The sequence below is a fragment of the Kribbella sp. NBC_01484 genome, from assembly GCF_036227145.1.
Classification (GTDB): Bacteria; Actinomycetota; Actinomycetes; order Propionibacteriales; family Kribbellaceae; genus Kribbella.
Genome location: NZ_CP109437.1, coordinates 3,740,837 through 3,757,006 on the forward strand (window position 1 = coordinate 3,740,837; position 16,170 = coordinate 3,757,006).

The window sequence follows — 16,170 nt, forward strand, 5'->3', positions numbered from 1 at the left end:
CACTCTCATGACGGACCATGCTGGAGGAAGGTAACGACATGACGGGAGCCGGCCCGGACGACGCGGTGGCGGGAGCCTTCGAGGAGCAGCGTGGGCGCCTGGTGGCGGTCGCCTACCGGATGCTCGGGTCGCGGGCGGACGCCGAGGACGCGGTGCAGGAGGCCTGGCTACGGCTCGCCCGCCAGGACCCGGCCGCGATCGACAACCTCGGCGGTTGGCTGACCACTGTGGTGGGCCGGGTCTGCATCGACATGCTGCGCTCGCGCAAGGCCCGGCCCGAGGCGTCGTACGACGACCAGCTGCCTGAACTCGTCGTGACCGAGCACGACGGCGGTGCGCCCGAGGAGGGCGCGCTGCTCGCCGAGTCGGTCGGGCTCGCACTGCTGATGGTGCTCGACTCCCTCGGTCCCGCCGAGCGGCTCGCGTTCGTGCTGCACGACATGTTCGCGGTGCCGTTCGAGGAGATCGGTCAGATCCTCGGCAAGTCCGCGAACGCGTCCAAGATGCTCGCCAGCCGGGCCCGCCGAAAGGTCCAGGGGACGCCCCGTCCGACCGACGAACCGCAGCAGCAGCGCGCGGTCGTCGATGCGTTCCTCGCGGCAGCGCGGGACGGCGACTTCGACGGCCTGCTGCGGGTGCTCGACCCGGACGTGACGTGGCGGACCTACAGCTCGCGGGGCGTGACCGTCCGGCTGGGAGCGACCGAGGTGGCCGCCATGGCCCAGCGCGGCGGCCGGGCCACGGTGACCGCCACGCCGGTTCTCGTCAACGGCGACCCCGGGGTGGTGGCGTGGGATCCGACCGGCCGACCGGTGGGCGTGATGGCGTGCACCGTGGTCGACGGCCGGATCGTCGACCTCCTGTCGATCCGCGACCCGGAACGCCTCGCGTCCATGGACCTCCCGGGCCGCCCCGACTGAGCTGCTTCAGGCTCCCTGCCCCTCCGCCGCGAGGTCCTGCCAGTCGGACCACAGCTCGAGGCGGTCGGCGTACGTCTGCTGGAGCATCGGGTAGCCCTGGGTGCCGAAGAACACGCGCAGCGGCGGGTTGGCGGCATCCGCGAGCGTGAGGATCGCGCGGCCCGCGGCGGCCGGGTCGGCGGCCTCGAGCGTCTTCGTGAGTGAAGCGAAGCTCTCGCGGAGATCGGCGTACAGCGGATTGACCTCGGCGTGAACGGCGCCGGCACTGCCTTCGGTGGCGTAGAAGCCGGGCTCGACGATGGTCACCTTGACGCCGAAGGCGGCGACCTCCTGCTGGAGGGACTCACTCAGGCCCTCCAGGGCCCACTTGGACGCGTGGTACCCGCCGCCGAGCGCCATCGCGGTGAGTCCGCCGACGGACGAGATCTGGATGATGTGCCCACCGCCTTGCGCGCGGAGGGTGGGCAGCGCGGCCTGGGTGACCCACAACGGGCCGAACAGGTTGGTCTCCAGCACGTCGCGCAGTTGCTGTTCGGTGAGCTCCTCGACCGCACTGAGCACGCCGTAGCCCGCGTTGTTCACGATGACGTCGAGACGGCCGAAGTGTTCCTTGGCCTGCTCCACGCTCTCGAAGACGGCGGCCTTGTCGGTCACGTCCACCGCGAGCGGGAGTACGGCGTCGCCGTACGCGGTGACCAGATCCTCGGGGGGTTTCCGCGAGGTGGCGGCCACCCTGTCACCACGGGACAGGGCGGCCTCGACGAAGGCGCGGCCCAGGCCGCGCGACGAACCGGTGACGAACCAGACCTTGCTCATGACGCTCCTTCTCTCACGGCCGGACGTTGTGGTTGCGGGCGAACAGGTTGCCGGGGTCGTACTCGCGCTTGACCGCCGCCAGCCGCTGATAGGTCTCCGCCGGGTAGACCGCGGCGACGTCGTCCTCGGTGGCGGACGCGAGGAAGTTCGCGTACGCGCCGTTGGCGTGCGGGGCGAGTCGCGCCCAGATCGCTTCCAGGGCAGGCCGGCCGGCCTCGATGACCGGCGCCGGACCGATCGTGGTGGTCGCGAACATCAACTCCGCCTGGCGATGTGCGTACGCCGTGGCGTCGTCAGGGACCCGGGACACCGCACCACCGACGCTGCGGACGGAGATGACCGGCGGGTGCTCCGACGCCCCGACCTCGGCCAGGATCCGCAGGACGTCGGGGACGGATTCCTTGTCGGCGAAGGCACTTCGGGTGACCAGCTGGATGCCGGGCGGCGGGACCGCGCCGTCCTCGAGCACGTCGGCGTACGGCTTCAGTGCGACGTCGTCGGCGATCACGGTGCCGAGCCGGCGGATCGGGTCGAGGGCCTCGGCGGCACGATCCGCGTCGTCGCTGTCGAAGGCGACGACGACCTCGACCGGCGCGTTAGGCCCGCCGAGGAACGGGTTGGCGAAGTTCACGATCGACGTGAGCTCTTCGGGTGCGGTACGGAGGTAGTCCGCCCAGCCCTGGAGCACGTCGGCCGCCTCCGCCGCCGGGAACGCGATCTTGCCGTGGAAGACGTCGGTGGTCAGGTGTGCCGCGAATTCGAACGCGGTCACGATGCCGAAGTTGCCGCCGCCACCGCGGATCGCCCAGAACAACTCCGGGTTCTCTTCCGCGTCCGTGCGGACGACGTCTCCGTCGGCGGTGACCACCTCGGCGGCGACCACGCTGTCCAACGCCAGGCCGTACTTGCGGACCTTCCACCCGAGGCCGCCGCTCAGCGTCAGTCCACCGACGCCGACGCTCCTGGTGTCGCCGGAGGAGATCGCGAGGGAATGCGGGGCGAGGGCCGCCGTGACCTGTCCCCAGGTGGCGCCGCCGCCGATCCGGACGAGGTGACGGTCCTTGTCGATGACCTCGACGGTCGCGAGTCTGCCGAGGTCGATCACGACACCGTCGTCGTTCGTACCGAAGCCCGCGAAGGCGTGGCCGCCGCCGCGCACGGACAGCTCGAGCCCGGTGTCGGCCGCGAATCGGACGGCCGCTTGCACGTCCACGATACTTCCGGGCCGAACGACGTACGCCGGACTGCCCGAGGCCAGGATCGAGCCACTGGCTGCTGCGTACTCCGCGTCACCCGGTTCGATGATGTCGCCGCCGAACTCACGGCGCAGGGTTTCCACTGCTGAATTCATGATGGTCCTCGTCTTGTTGCTGGCGTACCGAACAAACACAAGACGCCGCCGGCCCGGTCGGTGTGACGTGACGAAGGACACGTCACAGCCCGCGGGGCTGCCTCGTCTCGGGCTGAGAGACCCATTTGCGAGAACGGAAGGTGAGAGTCATGCGGGTGTTCGTGGCTGGCGGGACCGGAGTGCTCGGGCGGCGGCTGGTACCGCAGTTGGTGGCCGGGGGGCACCAGGTGACGGCGACGACGACGAGTTCGGCCAAGCTGGAGGTGCTGAAACGGCTGGGCGCCGAGGCGGTCGTGATGGACGGGCTGGACGGGGTCGCGGTCGGTGAGGCGGTGGCCAAGGCGCAGCCGGAGGTGATCGTGCACCAGATGACCGCGATCTCGGTGGCGCACGCGGGCAAGCCCGACATGAAACACATGGATCGGTGGTTCGCCGGCACCAACCGGCTGCGCACCGAGGGGACGGATCATCTGCTCGCCGCCGCGGAGGCGACCGGCGTGACCCATTTCGTTGCGCAGGGCTACGGTGCCTGGAACGGCCGCCGCGAAGGCGGCTGGGTGAAGACGGAGCAGGACCCGGTGGACCCGATGACCGGTACGCCGGCGGAGCCCGGGATGAAGGCGATCGGCCACGTCGAGGACGCGGTCGTCAAGGCCGGCGGCGCGGTGCTGCGGTACGGCTGGTTCTACGGGCCGGGTGCCATGGACGATCTGGTCGAGCCCGTTCGCAAACGCCAGTTCCCGGTGGTCGGGAGTGGCGCCGGGTACTGCTCGTGGGTGCATCTGGACGACGCTGCGAGCGCTACTGTGCTGGCTGTGGAGCGAGGGGCCAAGGGTGTGTTCAACATCGTCGACGACGACCCGGCGCCGGCCAGCGAGTGGCTGCCCTACCTGGCATCGGCCGCGGGCGCCAAGCGCCCGATGCGAGTCCCTGCCTGGCTGGCCCGTCCGCTGGCCGGGGAGGTCGCGGTGATGATGATGACCGAGGGTCGCGCGTTCTCCAACGTGAAGGCCAAGCGGGAGCTCGGCTGGGAGCTGCGTTACCCGTCGTGGCGGCAGGGTTTCAAGGCCGAGTTGGCATGACTCGCGCCGAGGAGTTCGAGCAGTTGCGGCCACTGCTGTTCTCGATCGCGTACCGGATCCTGGGCAGCGTGAGTGAGGCCGAGGACGCCGTACAGGACACCTGGCTGCGCTGGGACGCCTCGCCGACGCCACCGGCCTCGGCGAAGGCGTTCCTGGCGGCCGTGGTGACCCGGATCTCGATCGACGTACTCCGCTCGGCCCGCGTACGGCGGGAACGGTACGTCGGGCCGTGGTTCCCGGAGCCGCTGCTGACCGATCCCTATCAGGATCCGGAGCGGTCGGCGGAGCTGGCCGACTCGCTGTCGATGGCGGCCCTGCTCCTGCTCGAACGACTCAGCCCGCTCGAGCGTGCGGTGTTCGTGTTGCGCGAGGTGTTCGGGTTCGACTACCCCGAGATCGCTTCGGCCGTGGACCGGTCCCAGGCTGCCTGCCGACAGATCGCCGTCCGGGCTCGGCGCCACATGGACGAGGGCCGGCCTCGCTTCGCGGCGGACCAGGCCGAACGCGAGGAACTCGCCGAGCGGTTCTTCGACGCGGTCCGCGACGGGGACGTCGACGGACTGCGGGAGCTTCTCGCGGCCGACGTACAGATGGTCAGCGACAGCGGCGGCAAGGCCCCGAACTGGGGTACCGGCATCTCCGGTGCCGCCAACGTGTCCCGCATGCTCGCCGCCCTCATCGCGCCGTTCGCGACCATCGGCGGCGTCGTGGAGCCACACCGGCTGAACGGCCAGCCCGGGGCCATCTTCCGCGACCGCGACGGCAAGGTCCTCAACACCTGGACCCTCGACATCCTCGACGGCCGGATCCAGACGATCCGCACCGTCCTCAACCCCGACAAGCTGGCCCACATGGGCCCGGTCGCGGACGCTTGGTCAGTAGTCCGCGAGACAACCCACTCGCGCCGCCGCACCACCTGACCTGGCCACGAAGGGTAGGCGTTGACAAGGAGTGGTCACGCGAGGATGGTGAGCGGCACAGTGCGTATGCGGGTGGTGGACCCAAGCCTGTTCGTCGCAGACACCTATGAGTGGCCCGGGGGCTGCTGCAGGGGGCCTTACTCGCATGGCGAACATGAGTGCAATGAGACGTACCGCGTTGGTCGCGGGCGTGTTCTTCCTGGGCACCGAGGTCACGTCGATCCCGGCGTTGCTGCTCTACCAGCCCGTTCTGCGTGACGGCAATTACCTTGTCGGGGGCGATGCCGACAACCGCGTGTTGCTGGGCGGGCTCCTCGAGCTGTTACTGGTCGTCACGGTCATCGGCACTGCGGTGACGCTCTATCCGGTCGTCAAGCGGCAGAACCACAGCATCGCGCTCGGTTACGTGTGCGGTCGGCTGCTGGAGGCCGCGATCATCGTCGTCGGCGCGGTCAGCGTCCTCACGGTCGTGACGCTCAGGCAGGACCTGGCGGGTACGGCGGACAGCGCCGGCGCGGGTGTCGCCGCCGTCGAGAAGTCCCTGGTGGCGATCCACGACTGGACCTTCCTGATCGGGCCGAGCTGGATCCTGGGAATCAACAGCTTCCTGCTGGCGTATCTGATGTATCGCATGGACCTGGTACCGCGGGCCATCACCGTGCTGGGGATGGTCGGAGGCGCGCTGGTGTGTGCGTCGGCAACCGCGATGCTGTTGGGGGTATATGGGCAGGGCACTCACACGGTCCTGGCGCTCCCGGTGTTCGCGTGGGAGGTCAGCGTGGCCATCTGGATGATCGCGAAGGGCTTCAAACCGTCGGCGATCGCCGCGATCAGCTCCCCCGAGGCCGAAGGAAAGACACCGCTGCCGCTCAGCTGAGCAGCAGCTATCGAGGGTGGGATTCCCACTCTCCTTGAGCAAGTCCGCTGGGAGATGGTTGTTTGTGGCAACATCTGTGACGTATCCCGTGCACGTGAACGCCACGCTGGATCCGAAGTTGTCCAGGTGGCTGTGGCTGGTCAAGTGGATCCTGGTGATCCCGCACTACGTCGTACTGGCGTTCTTGTGGCTCGGTTTCCTGATCGCGTCGATCATCGCGTTCTTCGCAATCCTCTTCACCGCTCGCTATCCACGCGCGATCTTCGACTACAACGTCGGTGTGATGCGGTGGTCCTGGCGAGTGACGTACTACGCCTACGGCGCGCTCGGAACCGACCGGTATCCGCCGTTCACCCTGAAGGAGGTCGAGGACTATCCCGCGCACCTGGCGGTCGACTACCCGGCGCACCTGTCCCGCGGCCTGGTCCTGGTGAAGTGGTGGCTGCTGGCCATCCCGCACTACATCGTCGTCGGCATCTTCCTCGGCGGTGGAGCATGGGCCGTGAACCGGACCGAAAGCTGGCAGTGGACCGTCAGTGGTGGCGGCGGTCTGGTCGGCGTCCTGGTGGCCATCTCCGCGGTGATTCTCGCGTTCACGGGCGCCTACCCACGGTCGTTGTACGACTTCATCCTCGGGATGAACCGGTGGGCCTTGCGGGTCGCGGGCTACGTGTCCCTGATGACCGACGTCTATCCGCCCTTCCGCCTCGACCAAGGCGGCAGTGACCCCACGCTGGTCGTCCCACCAGCCTCAGGCGACGCACCCACGCCGGCCGGTACGACGGATACCGGAGACGTACTTCGATAACCCTGCCGCACGGCGGGCGGTCCAGCGTTACGACAGCTTGCGACGCAGGCGGAGTTCGTCGCGGATCGCCCGCGGGACGGGGAGCCGGTAGCCTTCCAGGGCTTTGGCGTAGGCGAGGAGCGACGCGGCGAGCCGGCCGGAGTCGCTGCGGAAGGTGTCGTCCCGGCGTCCCGCGCTACGGGCCAGTCGATCGGCCGCGCGGGCGGACCGGACCTCGGCGAGCAGGTGTGCAAGGTCGAGATCGGCTGCCGAGCGGTACTGGATCCCGGGCCGGTCGGCTTGTGGTCGGACGGACATCAGGCATCGCCTCACAGGCCTGCCGGTTCCTGACAGACCGCCTGGAATGCCATCGTTCCGGAATTAACCAAGTCTACCTCTCCGTGCCAACCCCGACCGCCGGTCGCCGAAGCAGCAGGAGTACGCCGAGCACGAGCAGCCAGATCGCCCACAGATAGCTGCCGAGCAGACCGCCCAGGTCCCAAACCGGGAACCCGGAGACCGCCGTGGAGAGGATGTCTCCCTGGTTGACCAGATACAGCGCAGTCGCGAGGAGACCCAACCAGCCGACCCAAGCAGGCATCACCCGGCTGAGGTGAGGTGACCGTGAGGTCGTGGCGGGAGGCTGGCAGCGAGCACCGGTGCAGGCGATGGGAGACGCACGATGGCGACACTGACCGCGTGGAAGTTCGGGAGCTGGGACGGGGCCAACCAGGCGATCGGCACGTTGGAGGCGTTGTCGAAGCAGGGATTGATCACGCTGCACGACGCCGCGTCGGTGTCGTGGCAGCCGGAGACCAGGAGGCCGAAGACCAGGCAGTTGCGCAACTTCACCGGAGTCGGTGCGCTGGGCGGCATGTTCTGGGGGATGCTGTTCGGGATGATCTTCCTGATGCCGCTGGCCGGCGCGGCCATCGGGGCCGCATCGGGTGCCATCGCGGGATCGCTGGCCGATGTCGGGATCGACGACGACTTCATCAAGGCCGCCCGCGATCAGATCACGCCCGGCACCTCCGCGTTGTTCCTGATGTCGAGCGATGCGGTCCGGGACAAGATCAAGGAGACCTTCGACGCGACGGGGCTGCAGAAGCCGCAGCTCATCCAGTCGAACCTGTCGACCGAGCAGGAGGCGGCGTTGCGGGAGATGTTCGCCGGCTAGCGGGAAACCCCTTCCGGCAACCGGCTCCGACCCGCACAACCGCGGGTCGGAGCCGGTCTGTCAGCCCAGACAGTCGCGTACGGCGGTGATGAGCCGGTTGGCCCGGGCATCACCGTGGCCGACCATGCGGTTGGCGACGTACCCGAAGCCGACGCCGTACTCGTCGTCGCCGAAGGCGAACTGCCCGCCGGCTCCGTCGTTCCCGAAGCTTCGCGCACCCAGCAGCGGCCGGAAGGTCGCGGAATCGAGCAGGTAGCCCGAGCCCCAGCGCGCGCCCGCGTCGAAGCCGAGGAAGCCCTGTCCCGACGACACCTCCCGGACCGCGTCCGTCACGGTGTCTGCCGTCAGCAGCCGCGCACTCCCGTCGATACCCGTCACGGCTGCCGCGTAAAGCCCGGCAAGGCCGGTCGCCGACGCCACCGCGCCGGCCCCGGGAAGCTCCATTCCCAGCAGGGCGGGATCGTTCCAGCCGTGCGGTACGTCGAGGCCCGGGAAGACCAGCGCGCCGTTCATCGTCACGATCCGCGTGAGCAGATGCTCCGGACCCGGCATCGGCGGTCGTCCTTCGGCCTCGGTCAGCCGGGCCAGAGAGCCCAGTTCCTCAGCGGGCAGGCCGATCCAGGCCCGCAACCCGAGCGGATCGCCCACGACCGAACGGAAGTACGCGCCCGGCCGCAGCCCGGTGATCCGCCGGACCACCTCGCCGAGGACGAAACCGAACACGTGACCGTGATACTCGTACGACGTCCCCGGCTCCCACAGCGGCTTCTGCGCCTCGATCGCCGCGATCACCGGCGTCCAGGCCGCGATCTCCTCGAAGGACAGCGTCTGGTCGAGCACCGGGATCCCGGCCCGATGCCCGAGCACCATCCGGGCGGTGATCTTCTCCTTGCCGGCAGCAACAAACGAGGGCCAGTACTCGCCGATCGGCGCATCGAGCTCGAGTCGCCCCTGCTGCGCGAGCAGGTGGACGACCAGACTCACCAGCCCTTTGGCACAAGAGAACACGGGTACGACGGTCTCGCCGTCCCACTGTCGTCCGGGAGCGGCCTCGCCGTCCCACAACTCGACGACCTTGCGGCCACCGACGTACACCGTGACCGCCGCGCCGAGCTCGGGGAACAGGTCGAAATTCTCCGCGAAGGTGTCGGCGACCGCGCCGAATCCCTCGTCCACCCAGCCGCTGTCCATGATCTCCCGTCCTTCGGTCCAAGGCCGAGTCACTGTATGTCGCGGAGTTCGTCACCAACGACTGATTTACGGCAGCACCCACTTCTGATTCGTCCCGCCGTTGCAGGTGTAGATGATCAGCTTGGTGCCGTTCGCACTCGAAGCACCGGATGCGTCGAGACACAGTCCGGAGGCGGCGTTGAGCAGCGAGCCGTCCGACCGTGGCGTCCACTTCTGCCCGGGACTGCCGTTGCACGTCCACAGCACCGCGGCGGTCTTGATCGCCGTACCGCGAGCGTCCAGGCACTTGCCGAGCGAACGCAGGGTGCCGTCATCCGACGACGGTGTCCACTGCTGGTTCGCCGCGCCCTTGCAGGTGTAGAGCGTGGTCGGCGTGCCGTCAGCGGTTGCGGCTTGGTAGATGTCGACGCACTTCCCGGCGATGCCGGTGACCGGACCGGTGTCCTGGAACACGCCGAACTCCCACAGCGAGTAGTAGCTTCCGGCCACACCACGAGCCGTCGCGTTGATCCGCACGTACCTGGCGTAGTTCGGAGAGAACACGATGCTGTCGGTGCCACCGTCTCCAGCGGTAGTCGACGACACGGTCTTCCACGTCCGCCCGCTGCCCGACACCTGGATCTGGTACGCCTTTCCGTATGCCGTCGACAGCCAGTTGAGCAGCACCCGGTTGACCAGTTGGACCGACCCGAGATCGACCTGGAACCACTGCGGATCCGTGCGAGCACTCGACCACGCGGTCGCCATCGAACCGTCGACCGCCTTCGACGCCTCCCGCCCGGCGAGGTAGACGCTCGACGCCAGCGCCGGGTGACCGCGGGCGAGATTGCGCTTCGGTACGTACGTCGCCGTGTAGGTGGCCGGTGCTGCCGGCGCGACGAAGTTGTGGGTGCGTGCGCCGCCGTCGGACCAGGACGCGAACCGGTACAGCTGATTCGCGGGCGCCTGCAGTTGCTCCGCGGACAGTGATCCGCTCGACCCGACGATCGTCGTACCGGTCCAAGGAGCCTTCGCGGTCTTGGCGAGGTAGGTGAGCTGCAGCCCGGCCGGCTGGGTCGCGAACGTGAGCCCGACCGTCTTCGGATCCAGCCGCACGCTCTTGGTGTCGGTCAGCCCACTCGCATCCGTGGCGGTCAGCTTGAGTTCGAGGTACGACGGATACTCGTGATCCGGCGCGGTGAACGTGCCGCTCGACCCGGTCAACGCCGTGATCTGATGCGAGTGGCAGTCGCTCGGGCAGTGGTGCATGATCAGCGCCCAGCTCAGCGCCGAGGCGGGCAGCGTGCCTTGCTCCGGATCGGTGGCCGAGCCGGCGAAGGTGATCTTGTCGCCGACCTTCCACGTCGTCGCAGGTCCGGGCAAGGTGATCAGCGCCGTCGGTGCCGTGTTGGCGACATTGATCTGTGTCGAGGTCGCGCCGGTCGTATGGCCGTCGGACACCTTCAGGCGCGCGGTCACGGTGCCGCTGGTGGTGTACGTGTGCTGCGCGGTCGCCGCGGTCGAGTCGTCGTACTGGCCGTCGCCGTCGAGATCCCAGGCATAGGTCAGCGCGTCGCCGTCGGCGTCGTTGGAGGCGGTCCCGTCGAACGTCACCGTCAGCGGCGTCGGCCCGCTGGACGGGTCGGCGTTGATCACCGCGGTGGGCGGGTTGTTCGTGGCGTCGTAGACGTACCGCATGATCCGGCCGTTGTCGTAGTCGACCGCGAACAGGTCACCCCCCGGACCGCTCTGCAGCCTGGTGGATCCGTAGCCCGATGCGAACTGCACGATCTTCGACGGGTCCGGCAGCCCGTTGGAGCCCGGCATCATCGCCCACACGCACTGTCGGCTGTAGTCGGAGAAGAACAGGGCGCCGTCGTACTCCGGTGGGTAGTTTCCGCCCCGGTAGAAGGACATCCCGGAGATCGACGAGCTGCCGACGCTGCAGGTCTCGTTCGTGGCGACGTGATCGGCATGGTTGTAGTTGTAGTACGGCGAGGCCACCGCGGACGGACCGGCGGCGTACAGGTTCTCGCAGATGTTGAGGTTCGCCGCGTCGAACCCGGGCGACCGGCCGGCTCCTTCGTAACAGGGCCAGCCGAAGTTTGTGACGCCCGCGGTCGGGTTGACGACCCGGTCGATCTCCTCCCAGGTCTTGTTGCCGACGTCACCGATCCAGATCTCGTTCGTGCCCGGGCGGAAGTCGAACCGCAGCGGGTTCCGCAGACCGTGCGCCACGATCCGGCGTGCGTTCAGGTCGGTGCTGCTCAGTGCGGGGTTGCCCGGCGCGGCCTGGCCGGTGTCCGGGTCGATCCGGATCAGCGATCCGTCCAGACCGGCCGGATCGCCGCTGGTGCGGACGTCCTGGGCCCGTAGTGAGCCACCTTCGGCGGTCGGCGGCGTGAGCGTTGCGCCCACGGGCGCAGGCCCGTCGCCGCAAGGGTTGTCCGGGGTCGCATCCGAGGCCGGGAAGCCGTCCTGGCCGTAGTCGGTGTAGTTGAAGCTGGCGCCGTCACCACCGCCGGCGTAGAGCATGCCGTCGGGCCCGAACTCGATCGAGCCGATCGAGTGACTCGGGAAGACCTGGCACCAGTCCTCGACGAGCACTTGTTCGGCGCCGGTGCCGTTGATGACCGATAGGCGCGCACTGGCCTGACAGCCGTCGCTCGTCGGGCCGGGCGGCGACGGACACGGATCGTCGGTCGTGTCCGGCGTACCCCATTTCGGTGTCGGTCCACCGATCAGGCCGTCGTGCGTGTACAGCACGTAAATGCGAGGATCCGCAGGGAAGTCGGGGTGCAAGGCGAGACCGAGAAGTCCACGATCCCAATAGTTGTAGACCTCCGTGCGGAGATCGGCGTACACACTCGGCGTCGGATCGTCGAGCGAGTCGAAGACCTTGATCAAGCCGCTCTTCTCGGCGACGAACACCCTGCCGTCCGGCGAGAACGCGACGTTCGTCGGATTGACCAGCCCGCTGAACACGGTCTGCTCGGTGAAGCCGGTCGGCGTGACCGCGGCCCGTGCCGGTTCGATCGCGACGAGTGGCGTCAGCAGGAGAACACAGAGCGCGGACAGGACGCGACGCACCCACACAGCGGTAAACCTCATCAAGCCCCCAGGCCCTACAACTGCGGCGCTCGGCCTCACTTACCCCCTGCGAGCACTCGAAGTGGCCGCCAGCATGACCGCCGCGCCAACCTCGGCGCAAGACCGGATATGCATTCGTTTCAAACATTGCATCGCCTGGTCGACACGCAGTCAGTCAGTGCATGCACACTGTGGTGATGAGGCGTGATGTGCGGCAGTTACCGGCCGAAGCAGGGGTGTACCGCTTCCGTGACGAGACCGGGAAAGTGCTGTATATCGGACGGGCCCGTAACCTCCGCCGGCGCGTGCAGTCGTACTGGAACCACCTCGGCGACCGGCCGCAGCTCGCGCGGATGGTACGGCGGATCGCCCGCGTGGAAGGGGTTTGGTGCGACTCCGAGCACGAGGCCGCCTGGCTGGAACGCAACCTGCTCGAGCATTCCAAGCCGCGGTGGAACCGGACCGAGGGCGGTGCGGAGGTGGTCGGCTACATCCGGTTCGACGACGGATCCAAGCCCGGGCTGCGGTTCGAGCACACGGTCAGCGGGACCGCGCCGCACTTCGGGCCGTACCTCGGCGGGCTGCGGATCCGGCAGGCGATCTCCGGTCTGCATCGCGTGCTGCCGTTGCAGTACACGGTCGAAGGCGACGGCTCGGCCCAGGAGTTCGGCCGGCTGTTCGGGATCGGGCCGGGGGACCGTGCTGCGCTGGCTCGGACGGCGATCGCCGTACTCGAAAGGGATCCGGCCGCGGTGGCTGCGCTGCGCGACGAGTTGGTACGGCGGCGGGATCGGGCGGCCGGCGAGCTCCGGTTCGAGTTCGCGGCGAAGGTGCAGGACGAGCTCGCGGCGCTCGAGTGGATCGTCGCCGAGCAGAAGGTCGCTTGGCTCGAACCTCGCGACGCGGACGTGTACGGCTGGGCGGACGGCGTACTCGTGCACTTCCAGGTCCGCGGCGGGCGGATGTGCACGTGGACGCAGCGCGCTGTGTCGGAGGCGACGGCTCGCGATCGGGTGGCGACGTCGCCGGACCTCTGGCAGTCGTTTGCCCAACGCAACGCCGAGCTGGCCGTCCGGCTGCGTGACTCGATGAGTGCATAACATCGGCTGTCATGACGCAGCCCCCGTTTCCGGAGTACCAGCCAACGACTCAGCGCCGTGGTCCCGTGGTGCTGATCGGCGTACTCGTGCTCGTGCTGGTCGCGGTGGTGGTGGCCGGGGTGGTCGTCGTACTGCGCCTTGTCGACGACAAGCCGGCGGCGGCCGCGACTCCGCAGGCGGTTGAGTTCCGGCGGGTGCTGACGGCCGCGCAAGGCACCTGCGCCAGCCCACTGCCGAAGGCGATCGTCTGCGATCCGAACGGCATGCGCTACACCGTCGGCAAGGTCGAACTCGACGGCAGCCACGTCTCCGAGGTCAAGGCGGCGCAGTCACCCGACCAGCCCGGCTGGTACCTCACTCTGACCCTCGATGAGCAGGGCACCCGCGTCTTCGCCGCGCTAACCACCCAGCTGGCCGCCCTGCAACCACCGAAGAACGAGTTGGCGATCGTGGTCGGCGGCCAGGTCGCCGCGGCCCCGACAGTCACGTCCGCCATCACCGCCGGCAAGGTCCAGATCAGCGGGAACTACACCAAGAAGGACGCCGAAGCCCTGGCCACCAAGATCACCGGCTAACCGCTGCGTGGCTCAGCGGGTTCGGTGGTTCAGGTTCAGCGGTTGGTGACTTCGAAGGCGACGACCGCTGCGGCCACGGCGACGTTCAGCGACTCGACCCCGGAGTGCAGCGGGATCTGCAGGTCGGAGTCGGTGCCGACGGTGATGCCGTTGGTCTCGCCGCCGAGCACGTAGACGGCGCGCGGCGCGAGGTCGGCCTTGAACAGCGAGTCCTGGGAGCGGGCCGCCAGACCGTAGACGTGATAGCCGGCGGTGCGGAGCAGATCGACGGCCGTCTTCGCGGTCGAGGTGTTCACGATCGGCGCTTGGAACGCAACCCCGGCCGATGCCTTGATCACGAGCGGCCCGACATGCGGCGTACCGGCTCGGGGCAGGATCACCCCGTCGAACCCGGCGCCGGTCGCCGTACGCAGGATCATGCCGACGTTGCCCGGGTTGGTGACGCCGTCGAGCAGGAAGACGTTCGTCGGCCGCTTGCCGCGCTCCCGGATGAACTCCTCGAGCGGCGTCATCCGCGGCGCGTCGACGTCCGCGACCACACCCTGGTCGTGCTTCCCATTCCCGGCCAGCCACTTCACCCGGCTGGCGGTTGCGCGCTCAACCGGCGTGCCGTACTTCTCCGCGGCCCGCAGGATCTCCTGCATCGACTGCCCGGTCGCGTTGTCCGCCAGTACCACCTTCGCCACCGACAACCCGGGATCATGCAGCGCCTCGAGCACCGGCTTCCGCCCGTACACCGTGATCCACTTGTCCCGCGGCGACTTCCTCGATTCCACCCGCCTACGGTACGCCGTGCCGCCCGATGCACTGGACAAGATGCGGGTGGACCGGTGTACTCGGTGCCCATCGACCTCTCGGGAGGGGGCGCATGCCGGGGATTCGGCTGGACTCGGTGTCCAAGGTGTACGACGGGGACCATCTCGCGGTTGACGAGTTGTCCCTCGAGGTGGCGGACGGCGAGTTCATGGTGCTGCTCGGGCCGTCCGGCTGCGGCAAGTCGACCGTACTGCGGATGATCGCCGGCCTGGAGCGGATCACCGCCGGCGACCTGTGGTTCGGCCGGACCCACGCGAATCGACTGCAGCCCAAGGACCGCGGCGTCGCGATGGTCTTCGAGAACGGCGCCCTGTACCCGAACCGCACGGTCCGCGAGAACATCATGTTCCCCCTGCTGGTCGCGGGGGAGGAGCCGGCCGAGGCGAGCGTCAAGGCCGCGGAGCTCGCCCGGATCCTCGGCATCGAGAACGCGATCGACCAGTTCCCGTGGACCCTGTCCGGCGGCCAGCGCCAACGGGTCGCGATCGGCCGGGCAATCGTCCGCCGGCCGGAGATCTTCCTGATGGACGAGCCGCTGTCGAACCTCGACGCGACGCTACGCACCGAGCTCCGCCAGGAGATCGGTGCCATGAGCAAGGACCTGAAGGCGACCACGGTCTCGTCACCCACGATCACGTCGAAGCCTTCACCCTGGCCGACCGGATCGCGATCATGCGCAACGGCCGGATCGAGGACGCCGGCACCCCCGAGCAGGTCTACGCCGACCCGGGCACCGCGTTCGTCGCAGGCTTCCTGGGCACGCCGAGGATCAACCTGATCTCCGCGGTTGTCCGCGTCACCGCCCACCACCGCGTAGCTCTGGACTTCGGCACCCAGTCGATCTCCCTGCCCCCGGTCGACCGCAGATCCATGATCCTCAGCCACCACGACGGCGCCCAGGTCATCGTCGGCATCCGCCCAGACGCCCTAACCCTGACTGACGGTTCCGACACCGACAACTGGCTCTCCGGCCGCCTCCGCGCCCTCGAATTCCACGGCAACCAATGGTTCGCCTTCATCGAATCCGACCTAACCCACCAAAACCCCGACCTAATAGGCCAGGCACCCCCCAACCTCCCCGCCACGCTGATCCCACTCCCCACCCCTGGCCGCCGATCTCTCCGAGCCGGCCGCCGCTCCCAACCCTCAGAACCTCCACCCTGCACCCCAACCCACCGCCGCGCCGACCTGATTGTCCAACTGGACGCCCCCACCGGCCTACGCCCCTCAACCCCCGTCCGCGTAGCAGCAGACGCCACCCGCCTCCACCTCTTCGACCAAACCGGCCATCGAGTAGACCGCCGAACCCGAAGAATGTAACGGCCACCTGTTGGCAGGATCCGACGGACAGCCGTCTTGCCGACGGGGGTCGGCCTGGGTGGTCGGTGGCGCGCGCAGACAACAGCAGTTGGCACGGTCCACGAGCTTCAAAGCAGCTGGCAATGTCTCACAGACATTGCCAGGGGAAAGGTGCCTGAGCAGTCAACTC

General features: G+C 68.5%; 17 protein-coding genes. 10 read left to right on the forward strand and 7 right to left on the reverse strand.

All coding sequences use genetic code 11. The features are described 5' to 3' along the window. Positions 1–38 precede the first annotated feature (38 nt). Positions 39–920: a sigma-70 family RNA polymerase sigma factor gene (locus OG555_RS18465; protein WP_329484143.1), complete on the forward strand. Its 882-nt coding sequence runs from the start codon at positions 39–41 to the stop codon at positions 918–920. Positions 921–926: 6 nt separating this feature from the next. Here the strand turns inward: OG555_RS18465 and OG555_RS18470 are convergent, their stop codons facing one another. Beyond that, positions 927–1,736, reverse strand: a complete 810-nt coding sequence (locus OG555_RS18470; RefSeq protein ID WP_329484144.1) for an SDR family NAD(P)-dependent oxidoreductase — start codon at positions 1,734–1,736, stop codon at positions 927–929. Between the two features lie 13 nt (positions 1,737–1,749). After that, on the reverse strand, positions 1,750–3,087 hold the full coding sequence (locus OG555_RS18475) for an FAD-binding oxidoreductase (RefSeq protein ID WP_329484145.1): 1,338 nt from the start codon (positions 3,085–3,087) through the stop codon (positions 1,750–1,752). Positions 3,088–3,236: 149 nt separating this feature from the next. Between OG555_RS18475 and OG555_RS18480 the strand changes: the two genes are divergently transcribed. From OG555_RS18480 to OG555_RS18495, 4 genes are all read left to right on the forward strand, one after another. Next, positions 3,237–4,169 carry an NAD-dependent epimerase/dehydratase family protein gene (locus tag OG555_RS18480; RefSeq protein WP_329484146.1) on the forward strand — a complete coding sequence of 311 codons (933 nt, stop codon included), beginning with the start codon at positions 3,237–3,239 and terminating at the stop codon, positions 4,167–4,169. Further along, on the forward strand, positions 4,166–5,089 hold the full coding sequence (locus OG555_RS18485) for an RNA polymerase sigma-70 factor (RefSeq protein ID WP_329484147.1): 924 nt from the start codon (positions 4,166–4,168) through the stop codon (positions 5,087–5,089). The genes OG555_RS18480 and OG555_RS18485 overlap by 4 nt, the downstream gene beginning before the upstream one ends. A gap of 163 nt (positions 5,090–5,252) precedes the next feature. After that, positions 5,253–5,966: a DUF4386 domain-containing protein gene (locus OG555_RS18490; RefSeq protein ID WP_329484148.1), complete on the forward strand. Its 714-nt coding sequence runs from the start codon at positions 5,253–5,255 to the stop codon at positions 5,964–5,966. Between the two features lie 64 nt (positions 5,967–6,030). Further along, a complete protein-coding gene (locus OG555_RS18495) occupies positions 6,031–6,774 on the forward strand; it encodes a DUF4389 domain-containing protein (RefSeq protein WP_329484149.1) in 744 nt (247 codons plus the stop codon). A gap of 27 nt (positions 6,775–6,801) precedes the next feature. Here the strand turns inward: OG555_RS18495 and OG555_RS18500 are convergent, their stop codons facing one another. Further along, the gene (locus OG555_RS18500; protein ID WP_328524082.1) at positions 6,802–7,071 is read right to left on the reverse strand and encodes a hypothetical protein; all 270 of its coding nucleotides are present in this window, start codon (positions 7,069–7,071) and stop codon (positions 6,802–6,804) included. A gap of 73 nt (positions 7,072–7,144) precedes the next feature. Continuing rightward, entirely contained in the window at positions 7,145–7,354 is a 210-nt protein-coding gene (locus OG555_RS18505) for a hypothetical protein (protein WP_329484150.1), read from the reverse strand. Between the two features lie 81 nt (positions 7,355–7,435). On the opposite strand from OG555_RS18505, the gene OG555_RS18510 reads away from it, so the two are divergent. After that, positions 7,436–7,930 carry a DUF1269 domain-containing protein gene (locus OG555_RS18510; RefSeq protein ID WP_329484151.1) on the forward strand — a complete coding sequence of 165 codons (495 nt, stop codon included), beginning with the start codon at positions 7,436–7,438 and terminating at the stop codon, positions 7,928–7,930. Positions 7,931–7,990: 60 nt separating this feature from the next. On the opposite strand, the gene OG555_RS18515 is transcribed toward OG555_RS18510, so the two are convergent. Together OG555_RS18515 and OG555_RS18520 are read right to left on the reverse strand one after the other, a co-directional pair. Continuing rightward, the gene (locus OG555_RS18515) at positions 7,991–9,121 is read right to left on the reverse strand and encodes a serine hydrolase domain-containing protein (protein ID WP_329484152.1); all 1,131 of its coding nucleotides are present in this window, start codon (positions 9,119–9,121) and stop codon (positions 7,991–7,993) included. 66 nt (positions 9,122–9,187) lie between these two features. Further along, on the reverse strand, positions 9,188–12,196 hold the full coding sequence (locus OG555_RS18520; protein WP_329484153.1) for a ricin-type beta-trefoil lectin domain protein: 3,009 nt from the start codon (positions 12,194–12,196) through the stop codon (positions 9,188–9,190). A gap of 191 nt (positions 12,197–12,387) precedes the next feature. Between OG555_RS18520 and OG555_RS18525 the strand changes: the two genes are divergently transcribed. Both OG555_RS18525 and OG555_RS18530 read left to right on the forward strand, forming a co-directional pair. Beyond that, positions 12,388–13,290: a GIY-YIG nuclease family protein gene (locus OG555_RS18525; protein WP_329484154.1), complete on the forward strand. Its 903-nt coding sequence runs from the start codon at positions 12,388–12,390 to the stop codon at positions 13,288–13,290. Between the two features lie 11 nt (positions 13,291–13,301). Further along, the gene (locus tag OG555_RS18530; RefSeq protein WP_329484155.1) at positions 13,302–13,865 is read left to right on the forward strand and encodes a SecDF P1 head subdomain-containing protein; all 564 of its coding nucleotides are present in this window, start codon (positions 13,302–13,304) and stop codon (positions 13,863–13,865) included. A 35-nt stretch (positions 13,866–13,900) separates the two neighbouring features. Here OG555_RS18530 and OG555_RS18535 read toward each other — a convergent pair whose 3' ends face one another. Continuing rightward, positions 13,901–14,641, reverse strand: coding sequence for a TrmH family RNA methyltransferase (locus OG555_RS18535; protein ID WP_329484156.1), 741 nt, complete (start codon positions 14,639–14,641; stop codon positions 13,901–13,903). 92 nt (positions 14,642–14,733) lie between these two features. Between OG555_RS18535 and OG555_RS18540 the strand changes: the two genes are divergently transcribed. Next, on the forward strand, positions 14,734–15,459 hold the full coding sequence (locus tag OG555_RS18540; protein ID WP_329484157.1) for an ABC transporter ATP-binding protein: 726 nt from the start codon (positions 14,734–14,736) through the stop codon (positions 15,457–15,459). Continuing rightward, positions 15,354–16,001, forward strand: coding sequence for a hypothetical protein (locus OG555_RS42860; RefSeq protein WP_442914507.1), 648 nt, complete (start codon positions 15,354–15,356; stop codon positions 15,999–16,001). Before OG555_RS18540 ends, OG555_RS42860 begins: the two co-directional genes overlap by 106 nt. Positions 16,002–16,170 lie beyond the last annotated feature (169 nt).